This window comes from Streptomyces sp. NPDC023157 (genome assembly GCF_055560575.1).
Genome location: NZ_JBVHIL010000005.1, coordinates 498,074 through 516,700 on the forward strand (window position 1 = coordinate 498,074; position 18,627 = coordinate 516,700).

General features: G+C 72.4%; 15 protein-coding genes. 7 read left to right on the forward strand and 8 right to left on the reverse strand.

The window, feature by feature from the left end; translation table 11 throughout:
* Window positions 1–112: 112 nt before the first annotated feature.
* Complete coding sequence (locus ACZ3ZE_RS20935; RefSeq protein WP_467260079.1) at window positions 113–1,480, reverse strand: metallophosphoesterase; 1,368 nt, start codon at window positions 1,478–1,480, stop codon at window positions 113–115.
* A 279-nt stretch (window positions 1,481–1,759) separates the two neighbouring features.
* A complete protein-coding gene (locus tag ACZ3ZE_RS20940; protein ID WP_361168246.1) occupies window positions 1,760–2,866 on the reverse strand; it encodes a LacI family DNA-binding transcriptional regulator in 1,107 nt (368 codons plus the stop codon).
* 358 nt (window positions 2,867–3,224) lie between these two features.
* Between ACZ3ZE_RS20940 and hisC the strand changes: the two genes are divergently transcribed.
* On the forward strand, window positions 3,225–4,322 hold the full coding sequence (gene hisC / locus ACZ3ZE_RS20945; protein ID WP_467260081.1) for a histidinol-phosphate transaminase: 1,098 nt from the start codon (window positions 3,225–3,227) through the stop codon (window positions 4,320–4,322).
* 32 nt (window positions 4,323–4,354) lie between these two features.
* Here hisC and ACZ3ZE_RS20950 read toward each other — a convergent pair whose 3' ends face one another.
* Window positions 4,355–4,735 (reverse strand): cyclophilin-like fold protein, encoded by a 381-nt coding sequence (locus tag ACZ3ZE_RS20950; protein WP_361168240.1) that lies wholly within the window; start codon window positions 4,733–4,735, stop codon window positions 4,355–4,357.
* Window positions 4,736–4,940: 205 nt separating this feature from the next.
* On the opposite strand from ACZ3ZE_RS20950, the gene ACZ3ZE_RS20955 reads away from it, so the two are divergent.
* The 4 genes from ACZ3ZE_RS20955 (at window position 4,941) to ACZ3ZE_RS20970 (ending at window position 12,874) form a co-directional block, all read left to right on the forward strand.
* Window positions 4,941–6,446 carry a cytochrome ubiquinol oxidase subunit I gene (locus ACZ3ZE_RS20955; RefSeq protein WP_361168237.1) on the forward strand — a complete coding sequence of 502 codons (1,506 nt, stop codon included), beginning with the start codon at window positions 4,941–4,943 and terminating at the stop codon, window positions 6,444–6,446.
* 18 nt (window positions 6,447–6,464) lie between these two features.
* Complete coding sequence (cydB, locus tag ACZ3ZE_RS20960; protein WP_442304606.1) at window positions 6,465–7,466, forward strand: cytochrome d ubiquinol oxidase subunit II; 1,002 nt, start codon at window positions 6,465–6,467, stop codon at window positions 7,464–7,466.
* Between the two features lie 69 nt (window positions 7,467–7,535).
* Window positions 7,536–11,141: a thiol reductant ABC exporter subunit CydD gene (cydD, locus tag ACZ3ZE_RS20965; protein ID WP_467260083.1), complete on the forward strand. Its 3,606-nt coding sequence runs from the start codon at window positions 7,536–7,538 to the stop codon at window positions 11,139–11,141.
* Window positions 11,142–11,161: 20 nt separating this feature from the next.
* Window positions 11,162–12,874 (forward strand): GAF domain-containing sensor histidine kinase, encoded by a 1,713-nt coding sequence (locus tag ACZ3ZE_RS20970; protein WP_363290545.1) that lies wholly within the window; start codon window positions 11,162–11,164, stop codon window positions 12,872–12,874.
* Window positions 12,875–12,992: 118 nt separating this feature from the next.
* Here ACZ3ZE_RS20970 and ACZ3ZE_RS20975 read toward each other — a convergent pair whose 3' ends face one another.
* The 4 genes from ACZ3ZE_RS20975 to ACZ3ZE_RS20990 all read right to left on the reverse strand — a co-directional run bounded on the left by ACZ3ZE_RS20975 (window position 12,993) and on the right by ACZ3ZE_RS20990 (window position 16,206).
* Window positions 12,993–13,853, reverse strand: coding sequence for an HAD hydrolase family protein (locus ACZ3ZE_RS20975; RefSeq protein WP_467260086.1), 861 nt, complete (start codon window positions 13,851–13,853; stop codon window positions 12,993–12,995).
* Between the two features lie 129 nt (window positions 13,854–13,982).
* Window positions 13,983–14,672 (reverse strand): hypothetical protein, encoded by a 690-nt coding sequence (locus ACZ3ZE_RS20980; RefSeq protein ID WP_467260088.1) that lies wholly within the window; start codon window positions 14,670–14,672, stop codon window positions 13,983–13,985.
* 95 nt (window positions 14,673–14,767) lie between these two features.
* Entirely contained in the window at window positions 14,768–15,658 is an 891-nt protein-coding gene (locus ACZ3ZE_RS20985) for a hypothetical protein (RefSeq protein WP_361168220.1), read from the reverse strand.
* Window positions 15,655–16,206: an RNA polymerase sigma factor gene (locus ACZ3ZE_RS20990; RefSeq protein WP_361168217.1), complete on the reverse strand. Its 552-nt coding sequence runs from the start codon at window positions 16,204–16,206 to the stop codon at window positions 15,655–15,657. Before ACZ3ZE_RS20990 ends, ACZ3ZE_RS20985 begins: the two co-directional genes overlap by 4 nt.
* A gap of 81 nt (window positions 16,207–16,287) precedes the next feature.
* Between ACZ3ZE_RS20990 and ACZ3ZE_RS20995 the strand changes: the two genes are divergently transcribed.
* Window positions 16,288–17,199 carry a serine/threonine-protein kinase gene (locus ACZ3ZE_RS20995; protein WP_467260091.1) on the forward strand — a complete coding sequence of 304 codons (912 nt, stop codon included), beginning with the start codon at window positions 16,288–16,290 and terminating at the stop codon, window positions 17,197–17,199.
* A gap of 50 nt (window positions 17,200–17,249) precedes the next feature.
* Window positions 17,250–18,140: an LLM class flavin-dependent oxidoreductase gene (locus ACZ3ZE_RS21000; RefSeq protein ID WP_361168211.1), complete on the forward strand. Its 891-nt coding sequence runs from the start codon at window positions 17,250–17,252 to the stop codon at window positions 18,138–18,140.
* Window positions 18,141–18,159: 19 nt separating this feature from the next.
* Here the strand turns inward: ACZ3ZE_RS21000 and ACZ3ZE_RS21005 are convergent, their stop codons facing one another.
* Window positions 18,160–18,612 (reverse strand): hypothetical protein, encoded by a 453-nt coding sequence (locus ACZ3ZE_RS21005; RefSeq protein ID WP_363290547.1) that lies wholly within the window; start codon window positions 18,610–18,612, stop codon window positions 18,160–18,162.
* Window positions 18,613–18,627: the final 15 nt, after the last annotated feature.

The window sequence follows — 18,627 nt, forward strand, 5'->3', positions numbered from 1 at the left end:
AGGCGGAAACGGAGGAGAGCCTGCTACGGATGAGCCGATGGTATTGCGGTTACGGCACGCGGTGACAGGGTGTTTCGGGAAATCGACTTCCCCGGATGCGTACGGTTATGCGTCAGGCGGGCAGCGGGAGTTGAACGACCAGCAGCTTTCCGGCCATGGTCACTCCGCCGTCCATCGCGATCGCGAGACCGTCCGCGTAGACGTGCGGACCCTCGACGGGCGTGCGCTCGCCCTCCTCGCCGTCCTCCGTGCCGACCTGGCCGAGGAGGTACGGGATGGGGCTGTGGCCGTGCACGATCCGGCGGCCGCCGTAGGTGCCGAGCAGCTCCTGGACGGCCAGCGGGCCCGCGGCCTCGTCGCGGAAGGCGAAGCGCTTGGTGAACTTCCGGAAGACGTCCCAGACCTCGTCCGCGTCGTTCCGGTTGAGGATCTCGTGGACGGTGTCGTTGACGTCCTCGATCGTGGAGCCGTACTCCAGATACGCGGTGGTGTCCGAGTGGAGCAGGAGGTGTCCGTCCTCCTCCACCACGGCGTCGAGCCGGGACATCCACTGGAGGTGGACGTCCTGGAGGCGGTCCATGTCGTGCTTCTGCCCGCCGTTGAGCAGCCAGGCTGCCTGGAAGGTGGCGGTGCCGGCGCCCGAGCTGACGGGCGTGTCGCCGAAGCGCTTGGCGCCGATGAGCAGCAGCTCGTGGTTGCCCATGAGCGCCTTGCAGTAGCCGCCGGCGGCGGCGGCCTCGGCGGAGAGGCGCATGACGAGGTCGATGACGCCGATGCCGTCGGGCCCGCGGTCGGTGAAGTCGCCGAGGAACCACAGGCGGGCGTTGCCCGCGGCCCAGCCGCCGTTCTCGTCGATGAGGCCCTGGGCGCGCAGGGCTTCGAGCAGCTCGTCCAGATAGCCGTGGACGTCGCCCACGACGAAGAGCGGGCCGGGGCCGTCGCCCGTGGCCGCGAGGGGCTGCGGGGCGGGGGCGACATGGACCTGGACCGTGTCGCCGCGGTTGATGACCGGGAGGTCGCGCTCGGTGGGGGTGTAGCCCTCGGGCGGCTCCCCCTCGGGGTACGCGTTGCCGGGGTGGCCGGTGGCGACGGCGACGATCGAGGAGCCGGGGTCGCCGTAGGGCTCGCCGTACGGCTTGCCCTGATCGGGGTTCGGCTCGCCGTGATCGGCGTACGGCTTGCCCTGATCGGCGTACGACTCGCCGTGATCGGCGGCGGAGGCCGCAGGAGCGGGAGGCGCCGGAGGAGTCGGAGCGGCCGGAGGAGCCGGGGGTGCCACCGGGGCCGGGTGCGTCGCGGCGCCGACCAGCTGGAGGGTGGCGTCGGCGGGTGCCGGGGGTGCCACGGGGACGGCCGGCGCGTCGGCGGGGAACGCCTCGGGCGCGTGCCCCTGGACGGGCACCCGGGCGTACGGAGGTACACGGAAGTCACGCAACGTCGCCGTGCGCACCACGGGTTCCTGCCCGGCCCCCTGTGTCATCGACCCCTCCACCACCGTCGCGATGCCCTGCACATCGCGGACCGTTCTGGTCGAGGTGGTCCGCGGTGTCGTCCGCCCATCATAGGAATGAGCGTCCTCCTGTGTGACGCACCAGGGGTGGTGAATCCGGGTCCACTCCGGGTTCACCGGTTGTTTCGCCCGAATTGGGAAGGTCTAGGCCAGGGATGAGGCCGGGCCGCCCCGAGGTTTTGCCTCGACGCGGCCCTGAAGAGACCTGCGATCCGATCCGCGGGGTCGCGGTCGGCGGGTTCCCCCGGATCAGTCCTTCGAGGGAGACCTCGGCGGGCTGACCGTCGTCCGCGGCGACCTTCGCTGCGAGGAGGTGCGGACGATCAGCTCCGTCGGTATCACCTGCTCGACCGGTCCGTCGGTCTCGATCCCCTCGATGGCGTCGATGAGGAGCTGGACGACGGCGGTGCCGATCCGGCGGGGCTTGAGCGAGAGCGTCGTGATGGGCGGCTCGGTGGTGGCGTAGACGGTCGACTCGCTGCAGCAGACCAGCAGCAGGTCCTCCGGCACGCGCAGCCCGTAGCGGCGGGCTGCCGCCAGCAGGTCGGTGCCGTTGGGGTCGAAGAGGCCGTACACGGCGTCGGGCCGGTCCGGGCGGGCGAGCAGCCGGTCGGCCGCGACGGCGCCCGCGCACGGGTCGTGCGCCGGATAGGCCTCGTAGACGGGGTCCTGGCCGACCCGCTCGCACCAGTTGAGGTACGCGGTGGTGGACAGGCGGGTGTAGGTGTCGGTGGTGGTGCCGGTGAGCAGGCCGATCCTGCGGGCGCCGGCGGCGGCGAGGTGGTCGAGCAGATCGAGGACGGCCGCCTCGTGGTCGTTGTCGACCCAGGCGGTGACCGGCAGGGTGCCGGCCGGGCGCCCGTCGGAGACGACGGGCAGTCCTTGGCGGACGAGTTCGGTGACGACGGGGTCGTGGTCGGAGGGGTCGATGACGACGGTCCCGTCGAGGGCGACGTTCGACCAGACGTCGTGACGGGAGGTGGCGGGCAGGATGACCAGGGCATAGCCGCGGGCGAGCGCGGCCGAGGTGGCGGCTCTGGCCATCTCCGCGAAGTACGCGAATTCGGTGAAGGTGAAAGGTTCATCCCCGTACGTGGTCACGGTCAGGCCGATGAGTCCCGACTTGCCGGTACGGAGCGTGCGGGCCGCTGCGGACGGGCGATAGCCCAGCCGGTCTGCGACTTCGCGGACGTGACGGCGGGTGGCGTCCGGGAGCCGGCCCTTGCCGTTGAGCGCGTCGGAGACAGTCGTGATGGAGACCCCGGCGGCGGCGGCCACGTCCCGGATGCCCGCTCGGCCCTGCCGGCTTCCCCGGGTCTGTGCCCGGCTCACCTGGTGCTTCCCTGCTGCTGTCATGGCGAGCCGATAGTAGGGCGAGGGGGGTGGGTTGGGCCGGTCGCATATTCACTCATTGACAGGCACGTTTCTGCATGATCAAAAACGGCTAACCTCCTGGGAAACAAAGGGTGTTCGGGCCTTTGTCATGCGACCTGTCGGCCCCGGTACCCATGAGCCTGGCGAGGGGGTCAGGTCTCGAAGAGGTCTCAACTCACCTCTACGGGGGATGCGCGCCACGGCGCCCGCCACCGGCGCGCGCCACCCCTGGGCGCGCTCCCCCCGTTGTCGCTCCGTTGTCCACAGGCCATTCGCAGGGGAGCCGAATCCTCATAAGGTGAGCAGCATTGGCGGTACGGACGGTCGAGGAGGCCACACTGTGAGCGAGACCAGCGGGACGAGCACCGGCAGCCCGAAGCTGCGCGCCGAGCTGGACGGCATCCCCGCCTACAAGCCGGGCAAGCCGGCCGCCGCGGGCGGACCGGTCGCGTTCAAGCTCTCGTCGAACGAGAACCCCTATCCGCCGCTGCCGGGGGTCATGGAGAGCACGCTGGCCGCGGCCGCCTCCTTCAACCGCTACCCGGACATGGCGTGCACGGAGCTGATGAACGAGCTCGCCGACCGCTTCGGCGTCCCGGTCTCGCACATCGCCACCGGCACCGGCTCGGTGGGCGTCGCCCAGTCGCTGATCCAGTCGACCGCGGGCCCGGGCGACGAGGTGATGTATGCCTGGCGCTCCTTCGAGGCGTACCCGATCATCACGCAGATCAGCGGGGCGACCTCGGTGCGGGTGCCGCTGACCGAGGGCGATGTGCACGACCTCGACGCGATGGCCGAGGCGATCACCGAGCGGACCCGGCTGATCTTCGTCTGCAACCCCAACAACCCCACGGGTACCGCGGTGCGCCGCGCCGAGCTGGAGCGCTTCCTGGACCGGGTGCCCTCCGACATCCTGGTGGTGCTCGACGAGGCGTACCGCGAGTTCGTCCGCGACACCGAGGTCCCGGACGGCGTGGAGCTCTACCGTGACCGGCCGAACGTGGCGGTGCTGCGGACCTTCTCGAAGGCGTACGGCCTGGCCGGACTGCGGGTCGGTTTCGCGATCGCCCACGAGCCGGTGGCCGCGGCGCTGCGCAAGACGGCGGTGCCGTTCGGCGTCAGCCAGCTCGCGCAGGACGCGGCGGTGGCCTCGTTGCGGGCGGAGGACGAGCTGCTCGGGCGGGTCGGCTCGCTGGTGGCCGAGCGCGCGCGGGTCCATGCGGGGCTCGTGGCCCAGGGCTGGACCGTGCCGGACACCCAGGCGAACTTCGTCTGGCTGCGGCTCGGCGAGCGGACCATGGACTTCGCGGCGGAGTGCGAGCGGCACGGCGTGGTGGTGCGTCCGTTCGCGGGTGAGGGCGTCCGCGTCACGATCGGTGAGTGCGAGGCGAACGACCTGTTCCTGAAGACGGCGGAGGGCTTCCGCCAGGAGGGCTGATCAGCCCTCGGAGCATCCCTGCGGCGGGGCGGTCAGCTGTGGGCCGCCTCGACCCGGATCGGGTCGCCGTCCCGCACGGTGGCCAGGATCCGGGGGTCCCCGTCGAGCGCGCCCAGGATGTTGCACGGGTTGGCGAGCCGCGGCTCGTCCGTCAGGGAGATGGGCGTCGGGCCGTAGGGGAGGGCCAGCGCGTCGCCCTCGGTCCAGAAGGCCACCGTGCCCGGTGCGACCACCTGTCGGGCGTCGGACTCGACGGGGACGGAGACGGGAGTGTCGAAGTAGACCTCCTCGCCCCAGGTCCGGGCGGTGGAGACGATCGGGAGAGCCCCCACGAGCGCCTTGCTCGTGGGGGTTTCGTCGATGGTGGCGGTGGTGTGGCCGGCGGGCCAGGAGATGCGTATCCGAAGGGTCATGGCCCGGATTCAACAATATGTTGAAACCCTTGGGAAGGGGTGACCCCTCAGTAGGGGGCCCCCGGACGTACGTACGGATTTCGTATGAGCCATAATGCTTGTGAATGTGAACGCGTTCACAAGCGTGTCCCTGTTCCTCCCGAGATTGGTGGGATTAAAGGGGCAAACTGCCGTCGTGACCACGGCGATGTAAGGAGAAGACGACGTGGACCTAGCTTTGGCGCCGGAGACATTGGCGCGCTGGCAGTTCGGCATCACCACCGTCTACCACTTTCTCTTCGTCCCGCTGACGATCTCCCTCGCCGCGCTCACCGCCGGTCTCCAGACGGCCTGGGTGCGCACCGAGAACGAGAAGTACCTCAGGGCGACGAAGTTCTGGGGCAAGCTCTTCCTGATCAACATCGCCATGGGTGTCGTCACCGGCATCGTGCAGGAGTTCCAGTTCGGCATGAACTGGTCCGACTACTCCCGCTTCGTCGGCGACATCTTCGGCGCCCCCCTCGCCTTCGAGGCGCTGATCGCGTTCTTCTTCGAGTCCACCTTCATCGGCCTGTGGATCTTCGGCTGGGACAAGCTGCCGAAGAAGATCCACCTCGCCTGCATCTGGATGGTGTCGATCGGCACGGTCCTGTCCGCGTACTTCATCCTCGCGGCCAACTCCTGGATGCAGCACCCGGTCGGCTACCGGATCAACCACGAGCGGGGACGGGCCGAGCTCACCGACTTCTGGCTGGTGCTCACCCAGAACACCGCGCTCACCCAGTTCTTCCACACCATCACGGCGGCCTTCCTGGTCGGCGGCGCGTTCATGGTGGGCATCTCCGCCTTCCACCTGGCCCGCAAGCGGCACATCGCCGTGATGCGGACCTCGCTGCGGGTCGGCCTGATCACCCTGATCATCGCCGGCCTCGGCACCGCGATCAGCGGTGACCTGCTCGGCAAGGTCATGTTCAAGCAGCAGCCCATGAAGATGGCCGCGGCGGAGGCGCTCTGGGACGGCCAGGCACCCGCACCCTTCTCCGTGTTCGCCTACGGCGACGTCGAGAAGGGCCACAACACGGTCGCGATAGAGATCCCGGGCCTGCTGTCCTTCCTCGCGAACGACGACTTCACCTCGTACGTCCCGGGCATCAACGACGTCAACAAGTCCGAGCAGGAGAAGTTCGGCCCCGGCGACTACCGGCCGAACATCCCCGTCGCCTACTGGGGCTTCCGCTGGATGATCGGCTTCGGCATGACCTCGCTGGCCCTCGGAGTCCTGGGCCTCTGGCTGACCCGCAAGAAGTTCATGCTGGCGCCGGGGCTGCGGACCGGTGACGACGAGGTGCCGAATCTGGTGCTGTTCAGGCGGAAGGCGCTCAGCCCCCGCCTGGGCAAGTGGTACTGGATCGTCGCCCTGTGGACCATGGCCTTCCCGCTGATCGCCAACTCCTGGGGCTGGATCTTCACCGAGATGGGCCGCCAGCCGTGGGTCGTCTACGGCGTGCTGCGCACCCGTGACGCCGTCTCCCCCGGGGTCTCCCAGGGCGAGGTGCTCGCGTCGATGATCGCCTTCACCCTCCTCTACGCCGTGCTCGCCGTGATCGAGGTGAAGCTGCTGGTCAAGTACGTCAAGGCCGGCCCGCCCGAGCTCACCGAGGACGACCTCAACCCGCCCACCAAGATCGGCGGGGACCCCGACCCCGACCGGCCCATGGCCTTCTCGTACTGAGGCTCAGGAGATCGAGGCATGGAACTCCACGACGTCTGGTTCGTACTCATCGCCGTCCTCTGGATCGGCTACTTCTTCCTCGAAGGCTTCGACTTCGGGATCGGAGTCCTGACCAAGCTGCTCGCGCGCGACCGCACCGAGAAGCGGGTCCTCATCAACACCATCGGCCCCGTCTGGGACGGCAACGAGGTGTGGCTGCTCACGGCCGGCGGCGCGACCTTCGCCGCCTTCCCCGAGTGGTACGCGACGCTCTTCTCCGGCTTCTACCTGCCGCTGCTGATCATCCTGCTCTGCCTCATCGTGCGGGGTGTCGCCTTCGAGTACCGGGCGAAGCGGCCCGAGGAGAACTGGCAGCGCAACTGGGAGCAGGCCATCTTCTGGACCTCGCTCATCCCCGCGTTCCTGTGGGGCGTGGCCTTCGGCAACATCGTGCGCGGGGTGAAGATCGACCGCGAGATGGAGTACGTCGGCACCTTCTGGGACCTCCTCAACCCGTACGCCCTCCTCGGCGGACTGGTCACGCTCACCCTGTTCACCTTCCACGGAGCCGTCTTCGCCTCGCTCAAGACGCTCGGCGACATCCGCACCCGGGCCCGGGCGCTCGCGCTCAAGCTGGGTCTGGTCACCGCGGTGCTCGCGCTCGTCTTCCTCATCTGGACCCAGGTGGACAACGGCGACGGCTGGAGCCTGCTGGCGCTGGTGATCGCGGCGGTGTGCCTGGTCGGGGCGATCGGGGCGATCAGGATCGGGCGCGAGGGCTGGTCGTTCGCGCTCTCGGGCATCACGATCGCCGCCGCGGTGGCGATGCTCTTCCTGGCGCTGTTCCCGAACGTCATGCCGTCCTCGCTCGACCCCGCGTGGAGCCTCACGGTCACCAACGCCTCGTCGAGCCCGTACACGCTCAAGATCATGACGTGGTGCGCGGCCATCGCGACCCCGCTGGTGCTGCTCTACCAGGGCTGGACCTACTGGGTGTTCCGCAAGCGGATCGGCACACAGAGCATCGCCCAGGCCCACTAGGCAGTGTCCTGCCCGTCCGACAGGCCGTAGCCGGACCCGCACCGGCCTCCTCAGGGGAGCATGTTTCACGTGAAACCGATCGATCCGCGGCTGCTCCAGTACGCCCGCGCCACCCGGGTCTTCCTCACAGCGGTGGTCGTGCTCGGCCTCGTCGGGGCGGCGCTGGTCGTCGCCCAGGCGATGCTCATCGCCGAGATCGTGGTGGGGGCCTTCCAGAAGGGCCTGTCGGTTTCCGCGCTCACCACGCCCCTGCTGCTGCTCGCCGGAGTGGCGGCGGGGCGGGGTCTGGTCGCCTGGCTGACCGAACTCGCCGCCCACCGGGCGAGCGCGGCGGTCAAGTCCGAGCTGCGCGGGCGACTGCTCCGGCACGCGGCCCGGCTCGGGCCGGGCTGGCTGAGCGGCCAGAAGGCCGGTTCGCTGGCCGCCCTCGCGACGCGGGGCGTGGACGCGCTCGACGATTACTTCGCGCGCTATCTGCCGCAGCTGGGGCTCGCGGTGGTGGTCCCGGTGGCGGTCCTCGCCCGGATCGTCACCGAGGACTGGGTCTCGGCCGCGATCATCGTGGTGACGCTGCCGCTCATCCCGGTCTTCATGATCCTGATCGGCTGGTACACCCAGGCCCGGATGGACCGTCAGTGGAAGCTGCTCTCCCGCCTGTCGGGGCACTTCCTCGACGTGGTGGCCGGGCTGCCCACGCTCAAGGTCTTCGGCCGGGCCAAGGCCCAGGCCGAGAACATCCGGTCGATCACCGCCGACTACCGGCGGGCGACCATGCGGACGCTGCGGATCGCGTTCCTCTCCTCCTTCGCCCTCGAACTGCTTGCCACCCTCTCGGTGGCCCTGGTCGCCGTCACCATCGGCATGCGGCTCGTCCACGGCGAACTCGATCTGTACACCGGCCTGGTCATCCTGGTCCTGGCGCCGGAGGCCTATCTGCCGCTACGGCAGGTGGGGGCGCAGTACCACGCGGCCGCCGAGGGGCTCGCCGCTGCCGAGGAGATCTTCGAGGTCCTGGAGAGCCCGGTGCCGGACGCCGGTACGGGGCCGGTGCCCGCGTCCGTACGGCTGGAGCTCGACCGGGTGACGGTACGTCACGCGGGACGCGCGGAACCCTCGCTCGACGCCGCCACGCTGAGCGTGGAGCCCGGCGAGACGGTGGCCCTGGTGGGGCCGAGCGGGGCCGGTAAGTCGACGCTCCTCGACGTGGTCCTCGGCTTCGTGCCCCCGGAGGAGGGCGGCTCGGTCCGGGTCGACGGCACCGAGCTGGCCTCCCTGGACCTGGAGGAGTGGCGGTCGCGGATCGCCTGGGTGCCGCAGCGCCCCTACCTGTTCGCCGGGACCATCGCCGAGAACGTGCGCCTGGCCCGGCCGGACGCCCCCGACGAGGCGGTGCGCCGGGCCCTGCGGGACGCGGGCGCCGAGGATTTCGTCACCGAGCTGCCCGAGGGCACGGAGACCGTGCTCGGCGAGGACGGCGCCGGTCTGTCGGCCGGTCAGCGCCAGCGCCTCGCCCTCGCCCGAGCCTTCCTCGCCGACCGGCCGCTGCTGCTCCTCGACGAGCCGACGGCCGCCCTGGACGGCGCGACCGAGGCCGCCGTCGTGGACGCCGTCCGCCGCCTCGCCGCGGGGCGTACGGTCCTGCTCGTCGTGCACCGGCCGGCGCTGCTCGCGGTCGCGGACCGGGTGGTACGGATCGAGGGCGCCCCGGCCGCCGACGAGACCGCCGCCCCGGACTCCCCCGTCGTGGCGGCCCGCCTCACCGACGAGCTGGGCGAGCCGCTCCCGTCGCACGCGAACGACACGGCCGCGATCGACGCGAACGACGCGGCCGACCGAGACGCGCCCGCCGGAGACGCGCCCGAGGGCCGGGAGCCCGTGCGGGACGCCTCCGGCTCCCCCGCGCGCTCGGTCCTCGGGCGGGTCCGGGCCATGGCCGGGGAGCTGCGGGGCCGCATGGCGCTCGCGCTGCTGCTCGGCAGCCTGGCACTCGGCTCCGCCGTCGGGCTCATGGCCGTCTCCGGCTGGCTCATCTCCCGGGCCTCCGAACAGCCGCCCGTGCTCTATCTGATGGTCGCCGTCACCGCGACCCGCGCCTTCGGCATCGGGCGGGCCGTGTTCCGCTACGCCGAGCGGATCGTCTCGCACGACGCCGTGCTGCGGATGCTCGCCGACCTGCGGGTGGCCGTCTACCGGCGCCTGGAGCGGATCGCCCCCGCCGGACTGCGCCGCACCCGGCGCGGCGACCTCCTCGCCCGGCTCGTCCACGACGTCGACGCCCTCCAGGACTACTGGCTGCGCTGGCTGCTGCCCGCGGGCGCCGCCCTGGTCGTCGGCGCCGGCTCGGTCGGGTTCACCGCCTGGCTGCTGCCCGAGGCCGGCGCCGTGCTCGCCGCGGGCCTGCTGCTCGCCGGCGTGGGCGTCCCGCTGATCGGCGGCGCGCTCGCCCGCCGGGCCGAACGACAGCTCGCGCCCGCCCGCGGCACCCTCACCACCGCCGTGGTCGACCTGCTGCGGGGCTGCGCCGAACTCACCGTCGCCGGAGCCCTCAAGGACCGCGTGGAGCGGACCGGCGCGGCCGACCGCACGCTCACCGGCATCGCCTCCCGGCAGTCCGCCGCCACCGCGCTCAGCGCCGGTCTCTCCGCCCTGATCTGCGGGCTCACCGTCGCCGGGGCCGCGTTCGTGGGCGTCCAGGCGGTCCTCGACGGGCGCCTGCAGGGCGTCGCGCTCGCCGTCGTCGTGCTCACCCCGCTCGCCGCCTTCGAGGCCGTCACCGGGCTGCCGCTGGCCGTCCAGTACCGCCAGCGGGTGCGGCGCAGCGCCGAGCGGGTCTTCGACGTGCTCGACGCGCCCGTGCCCGTACACGAGCCGGAGGTCCCCGCGACGCCGCCGGCCGCGCCCTTCCCGCTGGAGCTCGCCGGGCTCACCGCCCGGCACGCCGGGCAGGGGCGGCCCGCGCTCGACGCCTTCGCGCTCACCCTGGAGGCCGGGCGGCGGGTCGCCGTGGTCGGCACCTCCGGCTCCGGCAAGACCACGCTCGCGCAGGTCCTGCTGCGCTTCCTGGACGCGGAGTCCGGCACGTACCGGCTCGGCGGCACCGAGGCCGCCGCCCTCGACGGGGACGAGGTCCGGCGCTTCGTCGGCCTGTGTGCCCAGGACGCCCACATCTTCGACAGCACCATCCGGGAGAACCTGCGGCTCGCCAGGACCGGCGCGTCCGACGCCGAACTGCGCGGCGCTCTCGGCCGGGCCCGGCTCCTGGAGTGGGTGGACGGGCTGCCGGACGGGCTCGACACCCTGGTGGGCGAGCACGGCTCGCGGCTCTCCGGCGGGCAGCGGCAGCGCCTCGCGCTCGCCCGCGCGCTCCTCGCCGACTTCCCCGTCCTCGTCCTCGACGAGCCGGCCGAGCACCTGGACCTGGCCACCGCCGACGCGCTCACCGACGACCTGCTCCGGGCGACCGAGGGCCGCACGACCGTCCTGATCACCCACCGTCTGCACGGCCTCGACGCCGTCGACGAGGTCCTCGTCCTGGACCGGGGCCGGACCGTGCAGCGCGGGACGTACGCGGAGCTGGCGGCGGCCGACGGACCGCTGCGGCGGATGCTGACGCGGGAGCGGGAGAGCGATCTGCTGCTCGCTTCCGACCACACCCCGACTTTTCTTGCCAAATAGGACTAACTAGGCTCAGGTCCATGACCGCCGCCGTGCCCGACGCCCCGGACCCGCTCGAAGCCGCGACCCAGGCCACGCGCAGCCTGCACGGCCTCTCCACGGAGCTCACCGCCCGCGTGCCCCAACTCCTGGAGGCCATGCGCTCGGTCGGCACCGGCCTCGAACTGCACTCCACCCTCGACCGGATCTGCGAGACCGCCGCCGAGCTGGCCGACGCCCGCTACGCCGCGATCGGCGTGGTCGACGAGGAGGGCGAGGGGCTCTCCGACTTCGTCACCTACGGCGTCGGGGACGACGTGGCCCGCCGGATCGGGCGCCGCCCCGACGGACACGCCGGGCTGCTCGGCGCGCTCATCCGGGACCCGCAGACGATCCGGCTCGCCGACCTGTCCGCCGATCCGCGCGCGGCCGGCTTCCCGCCGGGACACCCCCCGATGCGCACCTTCCTCGGCGTCCCGATCCGGGTGCAGGGCGAGATCTTCGGCAATCTCTACCTCGCCGAGAAGCACGGCGGCGGCGATTTCAACGACTACGACGTGCACATGGTCCGGGTCCTCGCCACCGAGGCCGGGATCGCGATCGGCAACGCGCGCCTGTACGAGGCCGCCATGCAGCGCGAGCGCTGGATCGACGGCTCGGTCGCCGTCACCACCGCGCTGCTCTCCGGCGGCGACGCCGACGACGCCCTCACCGTCGTCGCCGAGCAGGCCCGCCGGCTCGCCGACGCGGCCGTCGGGATCGTGCTGCTGCCCGCCGAGGACGGCGGCCTGGAGATCGTCGCCGCCTCCTCTCCGCACCCCACCAAGTCGCTCGGGGTGGTGATCCCGCCCGAGAGCCCCGTGGTGGAGCGCCTGATGGAAGGCGAGGCGGTGTTCGTCGCCGACGCCTCCAGCGACGTACGGATGGTCCACCGGCTCTCCGACCAGTACGGGCCCGCGATGCTGCTGCCCTTGCAGAGCGGCGGCCGGGTCCTGGGCGCGCTCGCCACCCCGCGGGCCCGGGGCGCCCGGCAGTTCACCGAGGCCGAGCGGACCCTCGCCACCCAGTTCGCCTCGCAGGCGGCGCTCGCCCTGATGATGGCCGAGGCGCAGCGGGACCGGGAGCGGCTCGCGGTCTACGAGGACCGCGACCGGATCGCCCGTGACCTGCACGACCTGGTCATCCAGCGGCTCTTCGCCACCGGGATGATGCTGGAGAGCGCCCAGCGGAAGTCGGTCGTGCCGGCCGTGCAGGAGGGCGTCGGCAAGGCGGTGGACGAGCTGGACGTGACCATCCAGGAGATCCGTACCGCGATCTTCGCGCTCCAGCAGGGGCCTGCCGAGGCCCCCTCGGGGCTGCGCACCCGGGTGCTGCGGGAGATCAACATGGCGGCCGTGCCGCTGGGCTTCAAGCCCTCGCACCGCTTCCTCGGCGCGATCGACGCGACGGTCGGCGAGCTCACCGGCAAGAACCTCATCGCCGCCCTGCGCGAGGCCCTGTCGAACGCCTTCCGGCATTCGGGGGCGAGCCGGATCGAGGTGGTCCTGGACGCCGGCGTCACGCTCCCCGACGGCACCCCAGGGGTCCGCCTCTCGGTCGCGGACGACGGCGTCGGCCTCCCCGACGGCGGCCGGCGCAGCGGCCTGCGCAACCTGGCCCGACGGGCCGAGTCGCTCGGCGGGGCGAGCTGGTGCGGCCCGGGCATCGGGGAGGACGACGGCGGGACGACGGTGGTGTGGGAGGCGCCGCTGTAGGCCTGGCGGCTCGGAGCTGCGGGGCGGATCGCGGGCGGTCCGGCGGTACCTCAGGGCCTGGCGTACGGACCGGTCTGGCGTCCGCCGCGGCCTGGCGGCTCGGACCCGCCTGGTGGGCCTAGCGCTTGGCCAGGGCCTCTGCCACGAGCTGTTCGATGATCACGGCGACGCCGTCCTCGTTGTTGCCGACGGTGTGTCCGGAGGCGGCGGTGAGTACGTCCGGGTGGGCGTTGCCCATCGCGTACGAGCGGCCTGCCCAGCTGAGCATCTCGATGTCGTTCGGCATGTCGCCGAAGGCCACGACCTCCTGCGCGGTGATGCCGCGCTCGGCGCAGCAGTGCGCGAGGGTGGAGGCCTTGGAGACGCCGAGGCCGCTGATCTCGATGAGGGCGGTGGGGCTGGAGCGGGTGAACGAGGCCAGGTCGCCGGCGGCCTCGCGGGCGGTGGCGAGGAAGGCGTCGGGGTCGAGCTCGGGGTGCTGGGCGAGCAGCTTGAGCACGGGCGCGGCGGCCCCGGGGGCCTCCTCGAACAGCAGCTTCTCGGCGGAGGCGACGGTGGCGCCGGGGTCGAGGTGGAACGGCGGGTACTCGGGCTCGTAGTGGATCCCGGTGGTGAGCTCGACCGCGAAGGAGGTGCCGGGCGCGGCGGCCCGCAGCGCGCGGACGACGTCCAGGGCGACGGGTCGCTCCAGCGGCCTGACCTCCAGGAACGTGCCGCCCGCGTGCAGGTCCACGACCGCGGCGCCGTTGGCGCAGATGGCGAGGCCGTGGCCGTGGACGTGGGCGCTGACGACGTCCATCCAGCGGGCCGGGCGGCCGGTGACGAAGAAGACCTCGATGCCCGCGCGCTCGGCGGCGGCGAGGGCCGCGACGGTGCGCTCCGAGACGGACTTGTCGTCCCGCAGCAGGGTGCCGTCGAGGTCGGTGGCGATCAGCCGGGGGGCCGGGGCTTCGGGGCGCGCGCGATGGGGTGAGGTCACCGATCCATTGTTCCGCAGAAAGTGCACGAGCGTGCGAGGGGGTGCACATCTGAGTGTGACGGTGTTCCAGCCGTGGGTGACGGTCCTGCCCCGCTCCGCCCGCCGGTGCGGGAGGAGCGGGGCTGCCGTTCAGGAGGAGAGGCGCTTCAGCGCCGCGGTGGCGATGCCCGCGACGGAGGTCGTGGGCCGGCCGGTCAGCTCGACGACGGCGACCCTGGTGCCGCTGCGCAGGACCGCGACCCCGCCGCTGACGGCGCCGTCGCCGTTGTAGGCCGCGTACCAGCGGGCGGTGCCGCCCGGGGTGGTCAGGGTGTGGGCGGCGCCGTAGCGCCAGTGGCCGGCGGGCTCGTCCTGGCAGTCCTGGACGAGCGCGACGAGCTGCTTCTCCCAGGTGGCGGCCGTGGTCTTGGCGGGGGCGTTCGCGGCCGACTCGGTCAGGAGGCCGGCGGTGTCGAAGGTCCAGGTCACGGACGCGTACCCGGTGGCCTTGCCCTTGGTCAGGCCGCGCATCGTCTCCTCGCCGGAGCACGCGGACAGCGCCTGGCGCCCGTTCAGCGTGACGGTCGCGCCGACCGGCTTCAGGCTCTTCGGGAAGTCCTCGCTCTGAACGAGGTCGGCGGAGCCGAGTCCGGGTGCGGCGGCGACCGCGGCCGGGCGGGCGGAAACCGCGGTGCGGTGCGCGGAGTTGTGCGCGGCCTCGGCGGCGGCCGTCTGGACGCCGACGGTGCCGGCCGTGATCAGTGCGGCGGCGAAGCAGGCCGCGGCGGCGACGCGGTTGCGGCGAGCGGACTTCTGCTGGACGGTCCGGTTCTCGGTCATCTGGTCCCCCTGTCGGTCGGGACGCCTGCTGCGTCCTCGTACAACCGGGGGAGATGCCGCCGGCGCAGGGAAAGTTGGAGTCCTGACCGGCTGTTTCACAGCCGTGACAAAGCGGTCCTGACGACGCGGTCCATCGCGGCCGTCCCCAGGCAGGCGTAGACCTCCAGCACCCCGTAGTGGCTGCCGCTGCGCAGCACGGCGATGCCGCCGCAGGGCTCCTCGCCCTCGGGCGCCGTGCCGGTGGTGTTGAGGTCCCCCCGGTACAGGCCCATCCAGTTCGCGGTGACGTCCGGGGCGAGCCGCACCGTCGTGGTCCTTCCGTAGACCCAGTGCCCCGGCGTCTCCTCCTGGCAGGGCACCTGCTCCAGCAGCAGGCGATCGGCGAAGTTCTGCGCCAGGGAAGCGCTCCGGGCCTCGGCGGCGACCTCCCGGGCGACCTGGTCCGCGACGTCCAGGGCCAGCGTGGGGTCGCTCGGGTCGGTGCGGGTGCTGGTCATGAGTCCGCGGAAGTGGGCACCGGGCCCGCCCAGGGTCTCCTCAAGGGTCTTCTCCCCGGTGCAGGCGGCGTTGGCGTAATGCCCGTCGCCGTACCGGTCGGTGACGTGGATCTTCCCGAGGCCGGCGTCCGGGCCGAACGCGGCGGGTTCCAGAAGGTTCGCGGTCGTCACCGGCCCGGTCGCACCGGTCCTGCCGGTCGCACCGGTCGTACCGGGCTTCCCGGCCGACGAGGCGGAACCGGATCCGGAGGCCGAGGCCGAGGGCGCCGGGACGGACCCGCCGGGCGTCGCGGGAGCGGACGCGCCCTGGGACGCCCCGCCGGCCGCGGCAACCGACCGCGCTGCCGGGTGCGCGGTGGCGCCGGGAGGCGGTGGCAGGAGGAACCGGCCGGTCGCCAGTCCGAGCGCGGCGGCCGCCACCAGGGCGGCGACGGCGGACCGGGTCCGCACGACGGCGTGGCCGCCGCCCGGGGAGGGACCGCCGGTCACGGACCGGTGACCAGGCGCTCGCGCATGAAGCGGCGGGCCTGGTGGATGCGGTCCTTGACGGTGCCCAGCGGGGCGCCCAGCTGCTCGGCCACCTGGGCGTAGGGCAGGTCGCCCAGGTCGCGCAGCACGAAGGACTCCACCAGGGCGGGGTGCTGCTGCTCCAGCGCGGCCAAGGCCTCCATCAGGTCGAGCCGGCTCCCGGCGATGACGCTGGTGGTGCGCGGGTCGACGGACTCGGGGAGGTCGGCGTGGCTGTCCTCGGCGCGTCGGCGCATCGAGCGGTAGGTGGTCCGGGCGGCGTTCGAGGCGATCACTGTCACCCAGCCCAGGAAGGAGCCGTGGCCGCCGTACTCGCCCAGGTGCGTGCTGATGGACAGCAGCGCGTCCTGCGCGGCCTCCTCCGCGTCGGCGTGGTGGGGCAGGAAGCGCGAGCAGCGGCGCAGCACCACCGGCCGCAGCTTGGCCAGCAGGTACTCCATCGCACCCGGGTCCCCGGCCTGAGCGGCCGTCACGAGCCTTTCCAGCTCGCCTTCCTCGAACACCCGCATCCCCCGTTTCGTCCCGCCTGGCATCCCGCCCGCCGAACGGGAGTTCCCCACTCCCCCCCGACTCCGGCAGAATGCTGCCACATGCGCAAGCTCGGCCGTTACCTCCTTCTGGAGCGGCTCGGAGCCGGCTCCTTCGCGACGGTCTGGAAGGCCTACGATCCGGAGCTCGACACCGAGGTCGCGGTGAAGGTGCTGGCCGACAACTGGGCCGCCAACGCCGATGTGCGCGAGCGGTTTCTCGCGGAGGCGAGGCTGTTGCGCAGGATCGCCAGCCCGCGGGTGGTCCGGGTGCACGACGTCGGGGTGCAGGAGGACCGGCCCTACTTCGTCATGGACCACGTACGCGGCGGCACCCTGGCGGACCGGGTCGGGCAGTGCGATCCGCAGGAGGCGCTGCGGCTGGCCGCGGAGGCGGCCTACGCGGTCCAGGTCCTGCACGAGGCGGGTGTGGTGCACCGGGACGTCAAGCCGTCCAACCTGCTGCTCGCGACCGGCCCCGCGCCGGCCGCGGTGCTGGTGGCGGATCTGGGCAGCGCGAAGCAGCTGGCCGACGCGTCGGGTCTGACGGTGACCACGGGCACGCCCGCGTACATGGCACCGGAACAGGCTTTCCAGACCGGCGGGTTCGACGGGCGGGCCGACGTGTACGCGCTGGCCGTCGTGGCCTACGAGCTGCTGACCGGGCAGAAACCGTTCGGCACGGGCGGGCGTGCCACGGCCCTGATGACCGAGCAGCCGACCGCCTCGACGCTGCCGGCGCTTCCGGCCGGCACGGAGCTGCCCCCGAACGTCGCCCTGCTGCTACGGGCCGCGATGTCCGTCGAGCCGGCGGACCGCCCGCCGACCGCCCAGGTCTTCGGGGACGCGCTGCTGGCTCCGGTGCCGCAGTCCCGGCCCCGGGAGGGCCGCCGGTCGCCGACCCCGCGCGCGGTCGGTCTGGCGGCGGGCGCGGTGTTCCTCGCGACGACCCTGCTGAGCTGGCTGCTGCGCTGAGTCCGGCAGAGAGGGCGCCGTCCGCTGACGGCTCCCGTAGGGTCGGTGGTATGCGTCTGAGTACCGTGATCCTTCCTTCCCGTCGTTGGCACGAGGGGGGCCGTGACCAGTGGCTGCGCGCTGAGCAGCTCGGCTTCCACACCGCGTACACCTATGACCACCTGTCCTGGCGGAGTTTCCGCGACGGTCCGTGGTTCGGGGCGATCCCGACGCTGACCGCGGCCGCCGGGGCGACCGAGCGGATGCGTCTCGGCACGCTCGTCACCTCGCCGAACTTCCGGCACCCGGTCACGCTCGCCAAGGACCTGATCTCGCTCGACGACATCTCGGGCGGGCGGATCACCCTGGGCATCGGCGCGGGCGGCAACGGCTTCGACGCGACCGCGCTGGGGCAGGAGGCGTGGACGCCGAAGGAGCGGGCGGACCGGTTCGCCGAGTTCGTCCCGCTGCTCGACCGGCTGCTCACCGAGGACACGGTCTCCGCGCGGGGCACGTTCTACTCGGCGGACGAGGCCCGCAACATCCCGGGCTGCGTGCAGCGTCCCCGGCTGCCGTTCGCGGTGGCGGCGACCGGCCCGCGGGGGCTGAAGCTGGCCGCGCGGCACGGGCAGGCGTGGGTGACGACGGGCGACCCGAAGCTGTTCGAGGACGGCACCCCGGAGCAGTCGGTGGAGGCGCTGCGCGGGCAGCTGGCCAAGCTGGGCAAGGCGTGCGCGGAGATCGGCCGGGATGTCGCGCCGATGGAGAAGGTGCTGCTCACGGGGTTCACCCCGGACCGTCCGCTGGACTCCTTCGACGCCTTCGTGGACTTCGCGGGGACCCATTTCGAGCTGGGCTTCACCGAGCTGGTCGTCCACATGCCGATCGCGGACTCGGTGTTCGCTGCCGACGAGTCGGTCTTCGAGAAGATCGCCACGGAGGCGCTCGACCAGCTCCGCTGAGGCGGCGGGCCCGGCCCGGTCAGCGGACCTGGCTCGACAGCCACGATGTGAGCGAGACCCCGGTGACGAGCTCCTTGTAGGTCTCGTCGCCGGGGAGCGGGACGATCAGCCACCAGCCGGGCGGGAAGAAGCGGCCCTTCACATGGGCCAGGCCGCCGTGGGCGGAGCGGAGGAACGCGGGGACCGCGTCACGGGGGACGTCGTCGAAGGCGATGCCCTCGACCGTGATCCTCGCGTCGTCCTCGGGGTGCAGCCGGACGGTGATCGAGGGGGAGCCGCCGAGTTCGACGTAGGCCTCGTGGGGGAGCGAGCCGTCCGGGTCGAGGACGGTGAAGGCGCCCGCGGAGGTGCGGCGGGAGGTCTGGTCGGCGCCGATGTCGTCGGTGACGGTCATCTCCAGGTTGAACTCCCGGGCGATCTCGCGGATCGCGGTGACGGCCGACTCGGTGGTGGGCAGGTGCGGATGTCCCATGGGAACGATCATGCC

Bases quoted from the DNA above. Each gene is read 5' to 3' on its own strand.
- ACZ3ZE_RS20935 (WP_467260079.1), bottom strand. From the start codon at position 1,480: ATGACACAGGGGGCCGGGCAGGAACCCGTGGTGCGCACGGCGACGTTG.
- ACZ3ZE_RS20940 (WP_361168246.1), bottom strand. From the start codon at position 2,866: ATGACAGCAGCAGGGAAGCACCAGGTGAGCCGGGCACAGACCCGGGGA.
- ACZ3ZE_RS20950 (WP_361168240.1), bottom strand. From the start codon at position 4,735: ATGACCCTTCGGATACGCATCTCCTGGCCCGCCGGCCACACCACCGCC.
- cydB (WP_442304606.1), top strand. From the start codon at position 6,465: ATGGAACTCCACGACGTCTGGTTCGTACTCATCGCCGTCCTCTGGATC.
- ACZ3ZE_RS20970 (WP_363290545.1), top strand. From the start codon at position 11,162: ATGACCGCCGCCGTGCCCGACGCCCCGGACCCGCTCGAAGCCGCGACC.
- ACZ3ZE_RS20980 (WP_467260088.1), bottom strand. From the start codon at position 14,672: ATGACCGAGAACCGGACCGTCCAGCAGAAGTCCGCTCGCCGCAACCGC.
- ACZ3ZE_RS20990 (WP_361168217.1), bottom strand. From the start codon at position 16,206: ATGCGGGTGTTCGAGGAAGGCGAGCTGGAAAGGCTCGTGACGGCCGCT.
- ACZ3ZE_RS20995 (WP_467260091.1), top strand. From the start codon at position 16,288: ATGCGCAAGCTCGGCCGTTACCTCCTTCTGGAGCGGCTCGGAGCCGGC.
- ACZ3ZE_RS21000 (WP_361168211.1), top strand. From the start codon at position 17,250: ATGCGTCTGAGTACCGTGATCCTTCCTTCCCGTCGTTGGCACGAGGGG.
- ACZ3ZE_RS21005 (WP_363290547.1), bottom strand. From the start codon at position 18,612: ATGGGACATCCGCACCTGCCCACCACCGAGTCGGCCGTCACCGCGATC.